18 protein-coding genes and 1 riboswitch are annotated in these 17,335 nt (G+C 68.3%); of the genes, 3 read left to right on the top strand and 15 right to left on the bottom strand.

Translation table 11 applies throughout. The features are described from left to right. Positions 1–26: 26 nt before the first annotated feature. Complete coding sequence (thiD, locus tag ACSQ9A_RS14965; RefSeq protein WP_436304186.1) at positions 27–872, top strand: bifunctional hydroxymethylpyrimidine kinase/phosphomethylpyrimidine kinase; 846 nt, start codon at positions 27–29, stop codon at positions 870–872. On the opposite strand, the gene ACSQ9A_RS14960 is transcribed toward thiD, so the two are convergent. From ACSQ9A_RS14960 to trhA, 13 genes are all read right to left on the bottom strand, one after another. Continuing rightward, complete coding sequence (locus ACSQ9A_RS14960) at positions 817–2,136, bottom strand: purine-cytosine permease family protein (protein WP_436304185.1); 1,320 nt, start codon at positions 2,134–2,136, stop codon at positions 817–819. The two genes, thiD and ACSQ9A_RS14960, sit on opposite strands and share 56 nt — an antisense overlap. A 75-nt stretch (positions 2,137–2,211) precedes the next feature. Next, positions 2,212–2,320, bottom strand: a riboswitch (TPP riboswitch). A gap of 88 nt (positions 2,321–2,408) precedes the next feature. Further along, entirely contained in the window at positions 2,409–2,993 is a 585-nt protein-coding gene (locus ACSQ9A_RS14955) for a phosphatase PAP2 family protein (protein ID WP_436304184.1), read from the bottom strand. A 79-nt stretch (positions 2,994–3,072) separates the two neighbouring features. Then, the gene (locus ACSQ9A_RS14950; protein ID WP_436306300.1) at positions 3,073–4,095 is read right to left on the bottom strand and encodes an NAD(P)/FAD-dependent oxidoreductase; all 1,023 of its coding nucleotides are present in this window, start codon (positions 4,093–4,095) and stop codon (positions 3,073–3,075) included. Then, positions 4,092–4,421: a ferredoxin FdxA gene (fdxA, locus tag ACSQ9A_RS14945; RefSeq protein ID WP_436304183.1), complete on the bottom strand. Its 330-nt coding sequence runs from the start codon at positions 4,419–4,421 to the stop codon at positions 4,092–4,094. Before fdxA ends, ACSQ9A_RS14950 begins: the two co-directional genes overlap by 4 nt. Before the next feature lie 40 nt (positions 4,422–4,461). Next, complete coding sequence (locus ACSQ9A_RS14940) at positions 4,462–5,805, bottom strand: sulfate adenylyltransferase subunit 1 (RefSeq protein WP_436290254.1); 1,344 nt, start codon at positions 5,803–5,805, stop codon at positions 4,462–4,464. Continuing rightward, positions 5,805–6,758 (bottom strand): sulfate adenylyltransferase subunit CysD, encoded by a 954-nt coding sequence (cysD, locus tag ACSQ9A_RS14935; protein ID WP_093108792.1) that lies wholly within the window; start codon positions 6,756–6,758, stop codon positions 5,805–5,807. The genes ACSQ9A_RS14940 and cysD overlap by 1 nt, the downstream gene beginning before the upstream one ends. Before the next feature lie 30 nt (positions 6,759–6,788). Further along, positions 6,789–7,532 carry a phosphoadenylyl-sulfate reductase gene (locus ACSQ9A_RS14930; RefSeq protein ID WP_436296208.1) on the bottom strand — a complete coding sequence of 248 codons (744 nt, stop codon included), beginning with the start codon at positions 7,530–7,532 and terminating at the stop codon, positions 6,789–6,791. 5 nt (positions 7,533–7,537) lie between these two features. Continuing rightward, positions 7,538–7,936: a DUF934 domain-containing protein gene (locus ACSQ9A_RS14925; protein ID WP_436304182.1), complete on the bottom strand. Its 399-nt coding sequence runs from the start codon at positions 7,934–7,936 to the stop codon at positions 7,538–7,540. Next, entirely contained in the window at positions 7,933–9,723 is a 1,791-nt protein-coding gene (locus ACSQ9A_RS14920; protein ID WP_436304181.1) for a nitrite/sulfite reductase, read from the bottom strand. Before ACSQ9A_RS14920 ends, ACSQ9A_RS14925 begins: the two co-directional genes overlap by 4 nt. 282 nt (positions 9,724–10,005) lie before the next feature. Then, positions 10,006–10,707 carry a hypothetical protein gene (locus ACSQ9A_RS14915; RefSeq protein ID WP_436304180.1) on the bottom strand — a complete coding sequence of 234 codons (702 nt, stop codon included), beginning with the start codon at positions 10,705–10,707 and terminating at the stop codon, positions 10,006–10,008. A gap of 12 nt (positions 10,708–10,719) precedes the next feature. After that, positions 10,720–11,061, bottom strand: coding sequence for a hypothetical protein (locus tag ACSQ9A_RS14910; protein ID WP_093108787.1), 342 nt, complete (start codon positions 11,059–11,061; stop codon positions 10,720–10,722). An 88-nt stretch (positions 11,062–11,149) separates the two neighbouring features. Next, entirely contained in the window at positions 11,150–12,766 is a 1,617-nt protein-coding gene (locus tag ACSQ9A_RS14905; RefSeq protein ID WP_436304179.1) for an MFS transporter, read from the bottom strand. 72 nt (positions 12,767–12,838) lie between these two features. Next, positions 12,839–13,453, bottom strand: a complete 615-nt coding sequence (gene trhA, locus ACSQ9A_RS14900) for a PAQR family membrane homeostasis protein TrhA (RefSeq protein WP_093108785.1) — start codon at positions 13,451–13,453, stop codon at positions 12,839–12,841. A 195-nt stretch (positions 13,454–13,648) separates the two neighbouring features. Here trhA and ACSQ9A_RS14895 point away from each other — a divergent pair, with 195 nt between their 5' ends. Further along, positions 13,649–14,578, top strand: a complete 930-nt coding sequence (locus tag ACSQ9A_RS14895) for a crotonase/enoyl-CoA hydratase family protein (RefSeq protein WP_436304178.1) — start codon at positions 13,649–13,651, stop codon at positions 14,576–14,578. Here ACSQ9A_RS14895 and ACSQ9A_RS14890 read toward each other — a convergent pair. Further along, the gene (locus ACSQ9A_RS14890; protein ID WP_093108783.1) at positions 14,561–15,202 is read right to left on the bottom strand and encodes a LysE/ArgO family amino acid transporter; all 642 of its coding nucleotides are present in this window, start codon (positions 15,200–15,202) and stop codon (positions 14,561–14,563) included. The two genes, ACSQ9A_RS14895 and ACSQ9A_RS14890, sit on opposite strands and share 18 nt — an antisense overlap. Before the next feature lie 70 nt (positions 15,203–15,272). Between ACSQ9A_RS14890 and ACSQ9A_RS14885 the strand changes: the two genes are divergently transcribed. Continuing rightward, a complete protein-coding gene (locus ACSQ9A_RS14885; RefSeq protein ID WP_436304177.1) occupies positions 15,273–16,196 on the top strand; it encodes a LysR family transcriptional regulator ArgP in 924 nt (307 codons plus the stop codon). Positions 16,197–16,431: 235 nt separating this feature from the next. Here ACSQ9A_RS14885 and ACSQ9A_RS14880 read toward each other — a convergent pair whose 3' ends face one another. Beyond that, positions 16,432–17,331, bottom strand: a complete 900-nt coding sequence (locus ACSQ9A_RS14880) for a transglutaminase family protein (protein ID WP_093108781.1) — start codon at positions 17,329–17,331, stop codon at positions 16,432–16,434. Positions 17,332–17,335 lie beyond the last annotated feature (4 nt).

Here is a 17,335-nt window from a genome sequence, read left to right as displayed (position 1 = left end):
GCAGATCATTCGGTAAGCTTGCTGGCATGACCCAAGCATTCTCTCGTTACGCCCGCGTGCTCTCGATCGCCGGTTCCGACAGCGGCGGCGGCGCCGGCATCCAGGCCGATTTGAAGACCTTCTGCGCGCTCGGCTGCTACGGCATGACGGCCATCACCGCGCTCACCGCGCAGAACACGCTGGGCGTGTCGGGCATCCATGGCGTGCCGCCGGCTTTTCTCAAGGCGCAGATCCAGGCGGTGATCGAAGACATCGGCGTCGACGCGGTCAAGCTCGGCATGCTGCATGCGCCCGAGGTGGTGGAGGTGGTGGCCTGGGCCATCGATCACTACAGGCTTTCCAAGGTGGTGCTCGACCCGGTGATGGTCGCCACCAGCGGCGACCGGCTGATCGCCGAAGAAACCGTGCAGGTGCTGGTGCGCGAGCTGTTCCCGCGCGCCACCGTGGTCACGCCCAACCTCGACGAGGCGGCCCTGCTGATCGGCCATGCCATCGACGGCGTCGACGCGCTCGACGATGCCGCGAGCGAACTGCTCGCGCTGGGCGCGCACGCGGTGTTGCTCAAGGGCGGCCACCTGCCGGGAGACGATGTCGTCGATCTGCTGGCGGAGGCGAGCGGCGAGCGGCTGAGGCTGTCTTCCGAACGCATTGCGAGCCGCAACCTGCACGGCACGGGCTGCACGCTGTCCTCGGCCATCGCTGCACACCTCGCGCTGGGCTACGAACTGGCCGATGCCGTGGAGCGCGCGCGCGGCTATGTCGTGGCCGCCCTGGCGGCCGGTGCGGATGTGAAGATCGGTGCCGGCCACGGTCCGCTCAACCACGGCTTTGCGCCAGTGCCGATGGTCCGTCTGCCGTCGCCGGGCGCGTGATCCATGCCAGCACGAAGGTGAGGGCCAGCGTCGGCAGCGCCGACCCGAACTGAGGCGCCCATCTGGCGCAGGCGTGGTAGATGGCGATACCCGCGATCCAGATCAGCGCCGCGACCCAGTCGATCTTGCGCGCGCCCACCGCGACCGCTGCGCCGCCCGTACCCAGCCGTCCGAGGATCACGCCGTAGAGCGGCACGAACACCGAGCTCAGGAGCAGCAGGAAGGGCTCGAGCGAATGCATCGGCAGCACCAGTGCGAAGGCGATGCACGCGACCGCGAGCCACAGGCCCCAGCGCCGCACGCTCCAGCGCGGCTGCAGGCTGTGGGCCGAGACCGAGCCCGAATAGACGTCGCCATACGCGTTGTCGAGTTCGTCGATCAGGATCAGGCCCAGCGCGACCAGGCCGCCCTGCGCCAGCAGCAGCGCCGCCACGAGGTTGGTGCCGGGTTCCGCCACGCTCACCACCATCACGCCGAGCGCGTAGCACCAGATGTTGGCGAGCGCGTAGCCGACCCAGGTGCCGCCGAAGGCGCCGCCGAGCCCGCCCGCGCTGCGCCTGCCGTGCCGCGCGTAGTCGGCCACCAGCGGCAGCCACGAAACCGGCATCGCGATTACCAGGTCGAGCGCGCTGAACATGCCCGTGCTGCCGTTGCCCGGGCGCGACCAGAAGGCCTCCAGGCCCTTGGCCTGAAGCTGCGTCGCGAATTGCCAGCTCAGCCAGAGCAGCGAGAGCACCACCAGCGGCAGCCCGAAGCGGCTCACGAAGCGCCGCACCAGCTTGACCATCGAGCCGGCCAGCAGCGCGAGCAGCACCGCGCCCCACAGCAGCGTGGTCAGCACTGTGCCCAGCGTGCCCTCCAGCGACCAGCCGAAGGCCTGCTTGCCGATGGCTTGCGTGCCCTCGCGCATGATCACGATCTCGAAGGTGGTCCAGCCGATCAGTTGCACGATGTTCAGCACCACCGGCAGGCGCGCGAAGGCGCTGCCGTAGGTGGCGTGCATCAGGCCCGCGCTGGCCAGCCCGCTTTCGCAGCCGAGGCGGGCGGTCCAGGCCAGCAGGCCGGCGCCGATCAACGACCCCAGCACGATCGCGATCGCCGCCTCGCGCGTGCCGACCGCCGGCACCAGGTAGGCGCCGACCTGCATCACCAGCAGGCCGACGCCGAGGCTGAACCACAGGGCCATGTGGTCGTGCCAGTGGAAGACGCGGTTGACGTCGCCGAGTGGCGTCAGCGCCTCGTTGGATTCAGGTGTTGTTGCCATCCATTTGCTCCATTGCAAAGTGTTTGGCAGGTGGGCGAGGCCACGGCGGCAAGACCGGCACGCGAGAAAACGTGGCGGTCGCCGGACCAGCTTCCCTGCGCGAGGATTACCTCAGTCAGGTTCAAAGGGACTCTCTCAGCCAAGCTGCAACAGGCGTTGCGAGCCGGCACCCCTAGCGTTGCTTCAGGCTGGCGAAGCAGTTCGGATTGTAGAGCCGTGCGCCGGCCGAGTGCGACACGGCGACGTGAAGTCGCCGCGGACCGGGCGGCGCCTCAGTGGTCGATGGCGGCCGACAGTTGCCTCGCGCCCGAGTGGTCGTGGCGAATGAGCGGCAGGACGAAGCGGCGCGCGAGCTGCTGAAGCGTCCAGAACGCGGCAGCGATCCCGCCGGCCAGCAGCAGGCCGGCAGCGATGTCCAGCGGGAAATGCACGCCCACGTAGATGCGCGCCCAGCCCGTGAGGACCGCGATCGCCACGACCGCCAGCCCGGTCTTCCGAAGCGACGCCCGCAGGCAGAACAGCAGCCCGATGGTGAACATCACCGAGGCGTGCGCACTCGGCAGCGAGCCGCGCGCGCCATGGTCGATGTGCGCCGGGCTCAGGCCCACCATGAAGGGGCGCGGCATCGCGATGGCGTCCGCCAGCGCGTGGGCCAGCATGGCCGCCGCGGCCGCGGCGACCAGCGTCACCATCGCATAGACCCGCTGCGAGGGCCGGCGCCAGGCGACCCAGCCCATGAGGGCGGCGCAAAGCCAGGACGCGCCCTCGGCCACGATGGATGCGAGCCACATGATTTCGGCATTCGGGGTGTGGCCAGCGCCAATGGCCTGGAACAGTGCGGTGTTCAACGCGAGCATGCCCGGCATCGTATGGCGGTCTCGTGTCGAACGCGTGAATGCGGCGTTCAGCCTTCGTTCAGGGTGGTTGCTTTGTTCTTCAGCCCACGCCGAGCAGCTGGTGCAGCCGCGTGCTGGTGGTGGTGTACTGCAGCGGCACGGCCTTGCCCGGAAACACGATCGCGGTGGCGGCCCAGGCCGCCAGCGTCGCCTCGTGGAAACCGCAGACGATCAGCTTCTTCTTGCCCGGATAGGTATTGATGTCGCCGACCGCGAACACGCCGGCCTCGTGCGTCTGGAAGCGCTCGGTGTCGACCGGCACCTGCTTGCGCACGAGATCGAGGCCCCAGTCGGCCATGGGGCCGAGCCGCGGCGAGATGCCGAGGCAGGCGATGAGGGCGTCGAGCGGCAGCGTCACGGTCCGGGCGTCGGGCGTGGTGATCTGCAGCACCTGGCCGTCGAAAGCCGCGGGCTGGCCCACGGCGAAGTTCAGTGCGCCCTCGGCCGCCAGTGCGCGCATGCGGGCCACGAGCGCGTCGTCGGCCTGGAAGCCGTCGCGCCGGTGCAGCAACGTGACCTGGCGGGCCTTGCCGATCAGCGCGAGGGCGGTGGCCAGCGCGGCATCGTCGCCGCCATTGACCACCACGGCCTGGCCGTCGAAGCGCTCCAGCGCCTCGGGGTGATAGAAAAGCTTGGTGCCTTCAAAGCGCTGGATGCCTTCGAGCGCGATGCGCTTGGCGACGAAAGCGCCGACGCCGGCGGCGATGAAGACCGTCTTCGCAAGGAAGGTGGTGCCGGCGGTGGTGCCCAGCAGCAGGCGCTGATCGGCCTGGCGCTCGAGCGTCGCGACCTGCTGCTCGAAATGGAACTGCGGCTTGAGGGGTGCCACCTGTTGCAGCAGCGATTCCGCCAGGCCGCGCCCGCTGGTCGCCGGGACGCCCGGAATGTCGTAGATCGGCTTGTCGCCGTAGAGCTGCACGCACTGGCCGCCCGCGGAGGGCAGCGCATCGACGATGTGGCAGGGAATTTCGAGCAGGCCCAGCTGAAAGGCCTGGAACAGGCCGACCGGGCCGGCGCCGATGACCAGCGCCTCGGTCTCGATGGGTGCCGGCGTCGTGCTCAGCGGACCAACTCCCCGATCTTGTCAGCCTTGTCTTTCCACTCCTCGGCATCGGGCAGCGCGGGCTTGCGCTTGGTGATGCTCTTCCAGCCGTCGGCCACGGCGAGCTCGGCGTTGAGCTTGATGAAGGCGATCTGGTTGGCCGGCAGGTCTTCCTCGGCGTAGATCGCGTTGACCGGGCACTCGGGAATGCAGACCGCGCAGTCGATGCATTCGTCAGGGTCGATCACCAGCATGTTCGGCCCTTCGCGGAAGCAGTCCACGGGACATACGTCGACGCAATCGGTGTATTTGCAGCGGATGCAGGATTCGGAGACGACGTGAGTCATGTTCTTGGCTGGCGGGGAATGATCGGGTAAACGGCGAATTTTAGGCTTTTGCGAGAGCGGGCCTTACCAGCACGGCGGCCGAGGTCTTGTGGGAGGCGGTATCGACCAGCACCAGCGAACCCAGCGCACGCGATTGCGTGAAGGGCAGCACGGCCAGCGGCTGCTGCAGCGAGAGCACCACGTCGCCGATCGCATTGGCTTCGAGCCGGTCGGCCGGTTCGGAGTCGAGCGTCGTGATGTTCACTCGATCGACGATGCGCGCCACCTTCGCCTTGACCCAGCGATGGCCCTGCAGCGCCCAGTAGACGCGGCCCGCGACCAGCGGCTCGTCGTCGAGCCACGCGATGGTGGCGGTGATCTCGCGCGCGGGCTCGAAGGCGTCCGGCGCCAGCAGCCAGTCGCCGCGCGAGACGTCGAGCTCGCGGTCGAGCACGATGCCGGCGCTGTGGCCCGCGTGCACCGTCTTCGGCTGGCGCGTGTGGCTCAGCACCTGCGCGACGGTCGCCGTCTGGTTGCTCGGCAGCACCGTGACGCGCTGGCCCGGCTCCACATGCCCGCTGGCCACGCGGCCCCAGAACACGCGGCGGCCTCGGGAAGTGTCGGCCGAGGCCGAGAACTTCTCGACCCACTGCACCGGGAAGGCGAAGGGCACGGCTTCGTCTTGCTGGGTGACAGGCAGTTCCTCGAGCAGCTCGATCAGGCTCGGGCCTTCGTAGCCGCACCAGTTGCCGTGGCGCGAGGCCACGTTCCAGCCCTTGAGCGCCGAGATCGGCACGGTGGCGGCGACCTGCACGCCTGCAGCCTCGGCAAAGTCCGCGAGCGCGCCCGAGATGCGTTCGAAGGCGAGATCGGCATCGGCGATCGCATCGAGCTTGTTGACCGCGAAAACGATCGACTGCACGCGCAGCAGGTGGCACAAGAGCGTGTGGCGGCGCGTCTGCGGCAGCAGCTCGCGCCGCACCACTTCGCCGTCTTCTACCTCAGCGGCCCAGGCCAGCTTGGTGGCATCGACCAGCACCACGGCAGCATCGGCGCTCGATGCGGCCGTGACCATGTTGCGCGTGTACTGCTCGTGGCCCGGCGCGTCGCCGATGATGAACTTGCGCCGTGCGGTCGAGAAGTAGCGGTAGGCGACGTCGATCGTGATGCCCTGTTCGCGCTCGGCCGACAGGCCGTCGGTCAGGAGCGCCAGGTCGGTCTCGCCGCCGCGCTGTACGCCGGCCAACTGGTCCTGCAGCACGGTCTTGCTGTCGACCAGGAGCCGCCCGATCAACGTGCTCTTGCCGTCGTCGACGCTGCCGCAGGTGATGAAGCGCAAGGCCGTGCCGGTGTCGCCGTGGATCGCTGCCGCTTCGGCGGCGGGGGTGGAGGTGCTCGCACTCATCAGAAGTAACCGTCTTTCTTGCGCTTCTCCATCGAAGCCTCGGATGTCTTGTCGTCCATGCGCGTGGCGCCGCGCTCGCTGACTTCGGCTGCCAGCGTTTCCACCACCACGTCGGCGGCGTCGGCTGCCAGGCTGTCGACCGGGCAGGTGCAGGTGATGTCGCCCACGGTGCGGAAGCGCACGTCGCGCACCTCCACCTTCTCGCCGTCGCGCGGCGGCGTGAGTTCGGTCACCGGTACCAGCAGGCCGCGGCGCTCGACCACTTCGCGCTGGTGCGTGTAGTAGATCGAGGGCAGGGCGACGTGCTCGCGCTCGATGTACTGCCAGACGTCGAGTTCGGTCCAGTTCGAGATCGGGAACACGCGGAAGTGTTCGCCGGGCGCCAGGCGGGTGTTGAACAGGGTCCAGAGTTCGGGCCGCTGGTCCTTGGGCTGCCATTGGCCGAAGGCGTCGCGATGCGAAAAGATGCGCTCCTTGGCGCGGGCCTTTTCTTCGTCGCGGCGCGCGCCGCCGATCAGCGCATCGAAGCGGAATTCCTCGATCGCCTCCAGCAGCGTGACCGACTGGTGCACGTTGCGCGATTCGCCCGGATGGGCGAGGCGCACGGTGCCGCGCGCCATCGAGTCTTCGACGCTGCGCACGATCAGCTCGGCGCCGAGTTCCTGCGCGCGGTGGTCGCGGAAGGCCGTCACTTCGGGGAAGTTGTGGCCGGTGTCGATCATCAAGAGCGGGTAGGGAATGCGGCCGGCGCCGAAGGCTTTCTCGGCGCACTTCAGCAGCACCAGCGAATCCTTGCCACCCGAGAACAGCAGCGTCGGGCGCTCGAAGGAGGCGGCGACTTCACGCAGGATGAAGATGGTTTCTTCTTCCAGCGCGTCGAGCTGCGTGTTGGACAGGCGCGCGGGCAGGTGCGTGCCTTGCAGCAGCAGGTCGTATTCGGTGCGGGCGTTCATGAGGAGTATTCGGAGATCAGAAAATGAGGTTCAGGCAATGGCGCGAATCGGAATGACCGACGACACGGCGCCGTCGACATGCAGGCCGCATTCCTTGGCGCTTTCCTGCTCCCACCACCAGCGGCCCGAGCGGAAGTCTTCGCCCAGGGTCACGGCGCGGGTGCATGGCGCGCAGCCGATGCTGGGATAGAACTGGTCGTGCAGCGGGTTGTAGGGCACCTGGTGTGTGGCGATGTAGTGCCAGACGTCGCCCCAGGTCCAGTTCGCCAGCGGATTGATCTTGACGCGCTCCGCCTGCTCTTCGATGAGCTCGACCTCGGCCCGCGCGCCGGACTGCTCGCGCCGCAGGCCCGTGATCCAGCCGCGCTTGCCCGCGAGCGCGCGCTCCAGCGGCTCCATCTTGCGGATATGGCAGCAGGACTTGCGCAGCTCCAGGCTGCGGTACATCGCTTCCTCGCCGTTCTCGGCCACGAAAGCGGCCGCCGCTTCCGCGACGGGGCGATAGATCTCGACCTCGCGGCCGTAGTGGGTCTGCAGGCGTTCGAGCAGTTCGAGCGTCTCGGCATGCAGCTTGCCCGTTTCGAGCACGAAGATGCCGGACTGCACCTGAAAGCGGTGCAGCAGGTCGGTCACCACCATGTCCTCGGCGCCCAGGCTGGAGGCCTGCGTGATCGGCGCGAACTCCTGCGCCGCACCGCGCAGCAGCGCCACGCTTTCGGCGAGCTTGGTCTCGAAATCGGCGGAGGGCTTGGCGTAGAGCGAGATGGCGTTCATGGCGTTCAGGCCGTTTCGCGCTTGAAAAGAGGCGTGGTCTGCACCGCGTCGCCTTGGTAGAAGGCGGAGAAGCGGTCGAACTGGCGCTGCGCGGCGGAGGCGTCGACGCCTTCCCTGAGCACGGCGCTGGAGAAACCGGTGCGTTCCATCTGCACCAGCTGGTCGATCAGCACGTCGCCGGTGGCGCGGATGTCGCCCTTGAAGCCGAGGCGGCGACGCAGCAGGAAGGCCTGGCTGTAGGCGCGGCCATCGGTGAACTTCGGGAAGTTCAGGTCGATGCGGTCGACGTCGTCGAGGCAGACCTCGATGGCCAGCGGGTCGGCGTCGTTGGGCAGTTGCAGCACGTTCGGCTCGCCGTCGTCCACGTGTTCTTCCGCTGAAAGGATGCGCAGCGTCTTGTTCATGCCGCCTCCTCCACCTTGAAGCGCGCACCGTTGGCCGCGGCCTTGAAAGGCTCGATGCCGACGCGGCGCAGCGCGTCGATGAAGCTCTCGCCGCGTCCATCGATCACAAGGCGCGTATCGCGGTAGGTGTTGAGCACGGCCTCGATCACGTCCGGCACTTCGGCCGCCGAGAACGAGGGGCCAACCACCTTGCCGGGCTGCGCCGCGCCCGACAGCGCCGAACCGTCGGAGCCGCCCAAGGTGACCTGGTACCACTCCTTGCCGTCCTTGTCGACGCCGAGGATGCCGATGTGGCCGCTGTGGTGGTGGCCGCAGGAGTTGATGCAGCCGCTGATGTGCAGGTCGATCTCGCCCAGGTCGTCGAGCTCGTCGAGATCCTGGTAGCGCTCGGTGATGGCCTCGGCGATCGGGATCGAGCGTGCGTTGGCCAGCGCGCAGAAGTCGCCGCCGGGGCAGGCGATCATGTCGGTCAAGAGGTGCACGTTGGCGCTGGCGAAGCCGGCCTCGCGGGCACTGAGCCACAGCGCGTGCAGGTCTTCGGCATGGACCCAGGGCAGGAGCAGGTTCTGGTCGTGCGTGACGCGCGCCTCGCCGGCGCTGAAGCGGTCGGCCAGCCGTGCGGCGGTATCGAGCTGGTCGGCCGAGGCGTCGCCGGGCGCCTGCCCGATGCGCTTGAACGAGAGCGTGACCGCGCGCAGGGCCGGGTTCTGGTGCGGCGCCACGTTGCGCTGCAGCCAGCGCGCGAACATCACGTCGTCGGCCGCCTGCGCGCACAGCTCGGCATCGGTCTCTTCGGCGCTCTGGAACACGCGGGTCGCGAGCGTGGGCGGCACGAAGGAGGCGGCCACGCGGTCGTACTCGGCCTGCGTGATGGTGTGCGGCGCGCCGTCGTGCTCGAGGATCTGCTTGTACTCGGCCTCGACATCGTCGATGTAGCGCTGGCCTTCGGCCTTCACGAGGATCTTGATGCGCGCCTTGTAGATGTTGTCGCGCCGGCCGTAGCGGTTGTAGACCCGCACCACGGCCTCGAGGTAGTTCATGATCTGGTTCCACGGCAGGAACTCGCGCAGCACGGTGCCGATGATCGGCGTGCGGCCCATGCCGCCGCCCACCTGCACGCGGAAGCCGAGCTCGCCGGCCTCGTTCTTCACGAGCTTGAGGCCCACGTCGTGCCAGCCGGTTGCGGCGCGGTCTTCGGCCGCGCCGGTGATCGCGATCTTGAACTTGCGCGGCAGGAAGGCGAACTCCGGATGCAGCGTGCTCCACTGCCGCATGATCTCCGCGAAGGGCCGCGGATCGGCCACCTCGTCGATCGCGACGCCGGCACGCTCGTCGCTCGTGATGTTGCGGATGCAGTTGCCGCTGGTCTGGATGCCGTGCATGTCGACCGAGGCCAGCAGGTCCATCACGTCGGCCGACTTGGCCAGCGGGATCCAGTTGTACTGCACGTTCTGGCGCGTTGTGAAGTGGCCGTAGTGCGTGGGCAGCTTGTGCGTGCCGAGCTTGCCCTGTGTCTTCAGCGCAGTCTTGTAGACCTCGGCTTCGGGCTCGTCGTACTCGCGCGCGATGCGGGCCAGCACGCGCAGCTGGGCGCTGGAGAGTTCGCCGTAGGGCACCGCGACGCGCAGCATCGGCGCGTAGCGCTGCACGTACCAGCCGTTCTGCAGCCGAAGCGGCCGGAATTCGTCTTCGGAGAGCTTGCCGGTCTGCCAGCGCTCCAGCTGGTCGCGGAATTGCGCGGCGCGCTGGTGCACGAACTGGCGGTCGAAATCTGTGTATTGGTACATCGTGTGTCAGTTGCTGGAAGGCGGTGCGTCCACGGCCCGTCAACGCGAGCCGGGGAATGTAAAAGCGCGCCTTATGGAAACAAACTATTTTTTGGTTCGCGCCTTATGCGGATATGCTTATTCGCCAGTCCCCATGCGGGTTGCCGGGCGATGCGTTGCTTATTCGGGATAAGGCCGGCGGCGGCTGCCGCGCGTCGAACACCGGTCGATTCTAGGAAGGCCGGCGGCGTCTTGCCCGGCGCTCACTGAGTGGCCGTGATGCCGCCGTCGACAAGGGGCGGGCTACGGAGCAGCCGGATTTCTCTTTTGCTCTTCGAGAAGTTGCTGCCGGCGCACCGCGGTGCATTGTGCGTGCGCCCTGAACTCTGCTTTCTCGCATTGGGCGGCCATGCATCGGGCTGCCACGACGAAGTTCATGCCCGAGCATGCCTGGCCGGGCGCGGTGGCGGCCGCGCTGCGCGGAGCTTTGACGGACTTCGCCTGTGCCGGCTCGCTTGTCGCCCGGACCGGATCCGGCGCTTTCGTTGGCGCGAGTTGCACCTTTTCGGTCTGTGGTTCCGTGACCATGGCAGGCGCTTCGGCCGTGGCGGCGGGCGAGGCAGCACGTTGTTCGGTCTGCGCCGAAGGGTCCGTGCGAACGGGATGCACCTGTGCCTTGCCCGCCGTGTAGAGATACCAGCCGCCGGCACCCGCCACCAGCCAGCCCGCGGCCCCCACGATCAACGCGACGCTGAGGGCAGCAATGCTGACCCACATCCCCTTGGAAAAAGTTTGCGCTGCCTCGGCAACTGCAGGGGCCGCGCCAACGGCAGCAGGCCCCTGCGACTGCTCGGCTCTCCGCATGAAACCGAACAGGGAATTCGCGGCGCTGGCGCGCGGCGCGTCAGCGCTGGCGAACGCAGTGGGAAGCGTGCCGATGCATTCGATGCAGAACTTGGCGGCAGATCGATTCTTTGTCTTGCATTGGGGGCAGATCAGGGCCATTGCTAAAGGCCCTCAGTGCGCAGTCGCATCGTCGCGTGCTGCTTGTGGAAGCTGCGCCGCGACGAGATTCCTCTGCGCTGCCATGATGAGCGTCGCACGATAGACCGATCGGCTGGCTGATTTCGTCAGCTCAATCAGCGTCTTCCATTCGTGCTCCAGTTCGTCAGGCGCGGCGTCGACACGCGGCGTTCGCATCAAGGAGCGGCTGGCATCCAGCAGCGCAGCGGCCGAGTTGAGACAGATGTGAAGGCTGGACTGCGCGGGACTCGCGCGACTGCCCTCCGCGAGCAGCAGCCGCTCCACGGCGGCCAGGGCACTTTCGAGAAGGGCGAGATCGGCACTCGAATGGGTCATGTCGCGAGGTTCGCAGACAGCAGCCCGATTCGAGGCGCGAAAACTTCACACTTTTAAGCAATGTTTGCTTTAGATGTACATCGAGCGTCTAAGACGCCGTCCCGCGCCCGGCATCCAGCAGGTCCTGGATGTCTTCGAGGCCGCGCCCGCGCGTCTCGATGCCGCTCCTGATCAACATCAGCGCCGCGACCGCCATCGGCACCGCAATCAGCAAGGCCGAGGCGGTGAAGTGGCCGAACACGCCCAGCACGCCGAAGCCCGCGCCCAGGATGCCGCCGAACTTGGAGCTGGCCGCGATCACGCCCGAGCCCGTGCCGCGCAGGTGCACCGGGTAGATCTCGGCGGCATAGGGGATGAGCATCGCGATCACGCCGCTCGAGCTCACGAGCAGCAGGGCGGTGGTGAGCACCATCGCCAAGGTCGACTGCACCTGCGCCAGGCCAAGGCCGAAGAACACCAGCAGCGTCGCGGTCGTGAGTGCGATGAACAGCACCAGCGCCTTGATGCTGCTCCAGCGGTGGTAGAGCCAGATCACGATCGCGATGCCGGGCAGCGCCAGCAGCGCCGAGCGCGCGAGCAGGGCGCTCGCGGCCGTGGCGTCCATGCCCATGCTGCCGAGGTTGGTCGGCAGCCACAGCAGAAAGCCGAAGTTCACCAGGCCCCAGGCCACGCCGCAGACGATCAGGCCCCAGGTGATGCGCGCATGGCTGCCGCGCAGCAGCTGCGCGATGCCGCCGGCCGGTGGCTCCTGCTCGGCGACGACCACGGCCGCCTGCGCATTCGCTGCCGTCGCTGCGCCCGTGCCGGCGAAGCGCGCCAGCACCGCGCGAGCCTCGTTGTCGAGCCCGGCGTTCGAAAGAAAGCGCGGCGATTCCGGGATGTAGCGGCCCAGGAAGATGATCACCAGGCCGGTCGGCAAACCCAGCAGCCACAGCGCGCGCCAGCTGAATTCCGGCACCAGCAGCGCGGCCGAGCCGGCCGCGAGCAGATAGCCGGCCGAGGTGCCGACGCCGCCCAGCGCCACCAGCAGCCAGCCGCGGTGCGCGGCGGGCACGGTTTCCGCCATCAGCGTGAAGGTGATCGGCAGCAGGCCGCCGGCCGAGGCGCCCATCAGGAAGCACATGGCAAGGTTCCAGCCGAAGGCCGGCATCGCGCCGCAGATCGCGGTGCCGATGAACATCAGCGCCGACAGCAGGATGGCCGCGCGCCGGCCGAAGATGTCGGCCAGCCGGCCCCACACCACCGAACCCACTGTCGTGCCCGTGAGCGCCACCAGCGCCAGCACGCCGGCAGTCTGCTTGCTGATCTCGTACTCGGTGGTCATGCCCGGCATCACGAAGCCCAGCGTGGCGGGCTTCAGCACGTCGACCGCCAGCGCGATCACCAGCACGATCACCAGCTTCCAGTGTTCGCCGTTCAGCGGCACGCCGTCGGCGACATGGAACTGCAGGTGGCTGTCGCCGTGCAGGCTCTTGTGCATCTGCGCGATGCGCGGCATCAGGCCGTACATGGCCAAGAGCACGCCAAGCGGGATCATCGCCATGCCGGTCAGCATGGTGGCGTCCATCTCCATGCCGACCATCTGGTAGCCCGTGTGCCGGCCCATCATGAACATCGGCACGTGCGCGAGCACGCCGCCGATGATGGCGATGCAACCGGCCCAGAACGCGATCGGGTGGTGGAAGGAGAAGTTCTGGCTTTTCATGCGAATGCTTCTGGGCGAGGCATGTTACCCAAGCCCGAAGCACTGCCGCCGCCCGCAAGGCGGCTCGCGTTGCTACAACACGAAGTGCGCCACCGTGACGTAATGGCTCGCGGTGCCGGCCAGCACGAACAGATGCCAGGTGCCGTGCGCATGGCGCCAGCCGAGGGGGTTGCGGTAGAAGATCGTGCCGGCCGAGTACAGCACGGCGCCGGCCATCAGCCAGGCGAGGCCGGTGCTGTCGAGCCGCGCGATCAATGGCACGGCGGCGATCACGCCGAGCCAGCCCATCCCCAGGTAGAGTGCCAGCGAGGGCGCAGGCGGGTTGCCGGGCCGCAGCTCGCGGGCGATGCCGAACAGCGCCGCGCTCCAGGCCGCGATCAGCAGCGCCCAGCCCCAGGCGCCCTGCAGCGTGACCAGGGCGAAGGGCGTATAGCTGCCGGCGATCAGCAGGTAGATCGCACAGTGGTCGACGCGTTGCCAGAACAGCTTCATGCGGCCGCGCGTGCTGTGGAACAGGACCGATGCCGCGTAGAGCGTCACCATCGACAGCGCGAACACCAGCGCGCTCGCCGTCTTGGCCGGGTCGTTGACCGGCATCGTCTTGGCCAGCAGCAGGGCGGAGCCGGCCGTGGCCAGCATCAGCCCGAGCAGATGGCTGTATCCGTTGAAGCGTTCGCCCTGGTACATGGTGGTCACCCTGAATTGATGTGTCGTCGAGTGGGCCGCGACTTTGCTGCGCCGTCATGACATCAGACGCCGATCGGCGGCCTTGCGCATCCACCGTTGGATTTAGGCGTTGGCCGTAGCGCATGCGCGGGATCGCCGGAAGGCCTACCGCCGCGCGGGCCGCCGCCATAGGATCGAATCCACAAGGAGACACCCATGCCCACCTTCAACACCGTTCTGATCGACAAGGACCCGCAGCACCCGCGCATCGCGCGCCTCGTGCTCAACCGGCCCGAGAAGCTCAATGCCATCGGCAACACCACGCCGGCGGACATCCGCCACGCGGTCGAGTGGGCGCAAGCCGAGGACGAGGTGCACGTGATCGTGGTCGAAGGCGCGGGCCGCGCCTTCTGCGCCGGCTACGACCTGGGCGAATACGCCGAGGGCAAGCCACACGACGGCACGGCCGACCATCCCTGCAGGCAGGAGAAGACGCCGTGGGACCCGATGCTCGACTACGCCGCGATGAAGGGCAACACCGAGGACTTCATGTCGCTCTGGCGCTGCACCAAGCCCACCATCGCCAAGGTGCACGGCTACGCGGTGGCCGGCGGCAGCGACATCGCGTTGTGCTGCGACCTGCTGGTGATGGCCGAGGACGCGAAGATCGGCTACATGCCCACGCGCGTCTGGGGCTGCCCGACGACCGCGATGTGGACCTACCGGCTGGGCGCGCTGCGCGCCAAGCAGCTCATGTTCACCGGCGACACCATCGACGGCACGCAGGCCGCCGAATGGGGCCTCGCCAACTTCGCGGTGCCGGCCGAAGAGCTCGACGCGGCCACGCTGAAGCTGGCAGAGCGCATCGCCGGCGTGCCGCGCTCGCACCTGATGATGCACAAGCTGGTGGTCAACCAGGTCTGGCTCTCGATGGGGCTGGAGCAGAGCCAGATGTTCGCCACCGTGTTCGACGGCATCACGCGCCACAACCCCGAAGGCATGTGGTTCCGCCGCCAGGCCGAGGTCGAGGGCTTCAAGAGTGCGGTTGCATGGCGCGACAGCGGCCGACCGATTCCTGAAGGCGACGAGGCGCGCGCCCTGGTGGCCGAACTCGAGGCCCGGGCCGCTTCAGCCCCGCAGCGCTGAGACCGCCTGCCCGGCCAGCACCACGCCGAGCACCAGCATCACCAGGCCCACGAGCGCATCGAGCCAGCGCCAGGCCACCGGCTTCGCGAACAGCGGTGCCAAGAGCCGCGCACCGGCGCCGAGCCCCGCGAACCAGCTCGCGCTGGCCAGCGCGGTGCCCGCCACGAAGGCGCCCTTGCCGAGGCCGGCCTGCTGCGCGCCGACGGCGCCGACCAGGAGCAGCGTGTCGACGTACACGTGCGGATTGAGCAGCGTGAAGGCGGCGGTCTGCGTCATCACGCGGCGCAGCGAGTTCCGGCCCGCACCGCCCGCGGCCGCATGCAGCGCAGCCGGGCGCAGCGCACGCCGCCAGGCGAAGGCGGCATAGACCAGCAGGAACAGCGCGCCGCCGACGGTGAGCGCCGGCGCCACGAGCGGCAGGCGGTCGAGCACCTGGCCCATGCCGACCACGCCGACGGCGACCAGCACCGTGTCGGCCAGCGCGCAGAACAGGATCACCGGCCACACATGCTCGCGCCGCAGGCCCTGGCGCAGCACGAAGGCGTTCTGTGCGCCGATGGCGACGATCAGGCCCAGGGTCAGGCCGAAGCCGGTGGCGAATGCGGGGAAGGCGAAGGGGGTCATGCGCCGATGATTGGCGCTGCGGCAGAATCAGTCCAGTTAACTTTTCTGCGGCTGCATTAGGAATACTTCATTGCTCGACTACCTGTCCCTGGCCGCCGTTGCGCAGGTGGTGCGCGAAGGCAGCTTCGAACGGGCGGCGCGCGCGCTGCACGTGACGCCGTCGGCGGTGTCGCAACGCGTCAAGCTGCTCGAAGATCGATTGGGCCTTGCGCTGATCGTGCGCGGCTCGCCCTGCGTGGCGACCGAGGCGGGTGCCTGGCTGTGCCGGCATGTAGAGCAGGTTGGCATGCTCGAGCGCGATCTGCAGCGCGCCATGCCTGCGCTCGGCACGCTCGACGCCGGCGATCAGCGCGTCACCTTGCGCGTGGCGGTCAACGCCGACAGCCTGGACACCTGGTTCGTCCCCGCGATCGCGGCCTTCAGCGCGAGCGAGCCGGCGCTGCTCGACCTGAGCCTCGACGACCAGGAGCACACGGCCGAGTGGCTGCGCACCGGCGCCGTGCTGGCCGCCGTGACCGCCAGCGCCAAGCCCGGCCAGGGCTGCCGCAGCGTGCCGCTCGGCCACATGCGCTACTTCGCCACCGCGAGCCCGGCCTTCAAGAAGAAGCACTTCGCGGACGGCGTGACCGCGCAGGCGTTGGCCGCGGCACCGAGCCTGGTTTTCAACCGCAAGGACAAGCTGCAGGCGCAATGGCTGCGGGCGGCCTGCGGCAAGCCGGTCGAAACGCCGCGGCACTGGCTGCCTTCGCCGCAGGCCTTCGTGGCGGCCTGCGTCGCGGGCATCGGATGGGGCACGAACCCGGCGAGCCTGGTCGAAGCGCAGCTGCGCGACGGCTCGCTGGTCGAGCTGGTGCCAGGCGTGGACCTGCGGGTGCCGCTCTACTGGCATCACGTGCGCCTGAAGATCCCGATGCTCGACCGTCTCACCAAGGCGGTGGTGGCAGCGGCGCAGACCGGGCTGGAGCCGCTCAGGGCCACCAGTGACGCACGGTGACCGCGATCACGCGCGCCGCATGGCGCCGGATGTCCGTGTGCGGTGAGGGCGCGGGGTTCGAAAGCGGGCGCCGCGAGGTCGGCGTGATCAGGAAGAGACGAGGGACTTGCCGGGGAGCAGGGCTCGGAAGATGAGGGAATGACATGGCCGGGCGCCTTGGGTTTTTCTTGGAGGGCGCTCCATGTTATCTGTATAAAAACACAGTGTCATGACACGCTCCTGCCAAAGTCGAACTTCAGCCCGCGGTGCGCTTCACCTGAACCGTCGCTTCCAGGCCTTCATAGGCTTCCGCCTTGCCATACCAGCTGCCGCTGATCGGCGCGGCCTGCGACGGGTCGCGCGCCACGCCGACGCGGATCAGCTGGCCGCTGCCCATCAGAAGGTTGTTGGTGGGATCGAAAGCGACCCAGCCGGCGCCGGGCAGGTAGGCATGCAGCCAGGCATGCGTCGATCCGGCGCCGGAGACGGATGAGCCCGGCTCGACGCTGCCGGTGTCGAGCGCGGCATCGTAGATATAGCCCGAGACGAAGCGCGTGGCCACGCCGAGCCGGCGCGCGGCCTCCATCATGAGCAGTGCGTAGTCGCGGCAGCTGCCGCTGCCCAGCGCCAGCGTTTCCAGCGGCGTCTGCGTGCCTTCCTCGTCGCGGGCCGCGTAGGTCAGGCTCCGGCCGATGTGCGCATTCATGCGCGTGAGCACCTCGCGCGTGCTGTTGGGCTTGTCGGTGTGGAGAAACTGGTGGGCCCAGCGGATCAGCGTGCCTTCGGGATCGTCGTGGTGCGGGCGCAGATAGTGTTCGAGGTCGAGCCGTTCCTGCACCGAATAGGCGAAGGGCAGGTACTCGGCGGCCGGTTCCAGCGGCAGTTCGTTCATCGGCGCCGGCACGTGCTCGATGGTGAAGGCGCAGACGATGCGCAACTCGGTCGCCTCGCCCATCGGCTGCACCAGCGCCACCGAATTGGAGTGCGGGTCCTGGATCATGCGCACGTAGGCCTCGGGGCTGACCTGCAGGTCGGTGGCCAGCACGCGCAGGTCGTGGCTGTCGCGCGGCCTGAACATCACGCGATGCAGGCCGAAGCTCACCGGCTGGTTGTAGCGGTAGATCGTGGTGTGGGTGATGTCGTAGCGGATGGGCATGGCG

The organism is Variovorax sp. LjRoot290 (genome assembly GCF_964253985.1).
GTDB lineage: Bacteria > Pseudomonadota > Gammaproteobacteria > Burkholderiales > Burkholderiaceae_C > Variovorax.
This window is presented reverse-complemented; position numbering and strand designations above follow the sequence as displayed.

Excerpts from the sequence above, each read along its gene's own strand:
- thiD (WP_436304186.1), top strand. The coding sequence starts at position 27 with ATGACCCAAGCATTCTCTCGTTACGCCCGCGTGCTCTCGATCGCCGGT.
- ACSQ9A_RS14960 (WP_436304185.1), bottom strand. The coding sequence starts at position 2,136 with ATGGCAACAACACCTGAATCCAACGAGGCGCTGACGCCACTCGGCGAC.
- ACSQ9A_RS14955 (WP_436304184.1), bottom strand. The coding sequence starts at position 2,993 with ATGCTCGCGTTGAACACCGCACTGTTCCAGGCCATTGGCGCTGGCCAC.
- fdxA (WP_436304183.1), bottom strand. The coding sequence starts at position 4,421 with ATGACTCACGTCGTCTCCGAATCCTGCATCCGCTGCAAATACACCGAT.
- ACSQ9A_RS14940 (WP_436290254.1), bottom strand. The coding sequence starts at position 5,805 with ATGAGTGCGAGCACCTCCACCCCCGCCGCCGAAGCGGCAGCGATCCAC.
- cysD (WP_093108792.1), bottom strand. The coding sequence starts at position 6,758 with ATGAACGCCCGCACCGAATACGACCTGCTGCTGCAAGGCACGCACCTG.
- ACSQ9A_RS14930 (WP_436296208.1), bottom strand. The coding sequence starts at position 7,532 with ATGAACGCCATCTCGCTCTACGCCAAGCCCTCCGCCGATTTCGAGACC.
- ACSQ9A_RS14925 (WP_436304182.1), bottom strand. The coding sequence starts at position 7,936 with ATGAACAAGACGCTGCGCATCCTTTCAGCGGAAGAACACGTGGACGAC.
- ACSQ9A_RS14920 (WP_436304181.1), bottom strand. The coding sequence starts at position 9,723 with ATGTACCAATACACAGATTTCGACCGCCAGTTCGTGCACCAGCGCGCC.
- ACSQ9A_RS14915 (WP_436304180.1), bottom strand. The coding sequence starts at position 10,707 with ATGGCCCTGATCTGCCCCCAATGCAAGACAAAGAATCGATCTGCCGCC.
- ACSQ9A_RS14910 (WP_093108787.1), bottom strand. The coding sequence starts at position 11,061 with ATGACCCATTCGAGTGCCGATCTCGCCCTTCTCGAAAGTGCCCTGGCC.
- ACSQ9A_RS14905 (WP_436304179.1), bottom strand. The coding sequence starts at position 12,766 with ATGAAAAGCCAGAACTTCTCCTTCCACCACCCGATCGCGTTCTGGGCC.
- trhA (WP_093108785.1), bottom strand. The coding sequence starts at position 13,453 with ATGTACCAGGGCGAACGCTTCAACGGATACAGCCATCTGCTCGGGCTG.
- ACSQ9A_RS14895 (WP_436304178.1), top strand. The coding sequence starts at position 13,649 with ATGCCCACCTTCAACACCGTTCTGATCGACAAGGACCCGCAGCACCCG.
- ACSQ9A_RS14890 (WP_093108783.1), bottom strand. The coding sequence starts at position 15,202 with ATGACCCCCTTCGCCTTCCCCGCATTCGCCACCGGCTTCGGCCTGACC.
- ACSQ9A_RS14880 (WP_093108781.1), bottom strand. The coding sequence starts at position 17,331 with ATGCCCATCCGCTACGACATCACCCACACCACGATCTACCGCTACAAC.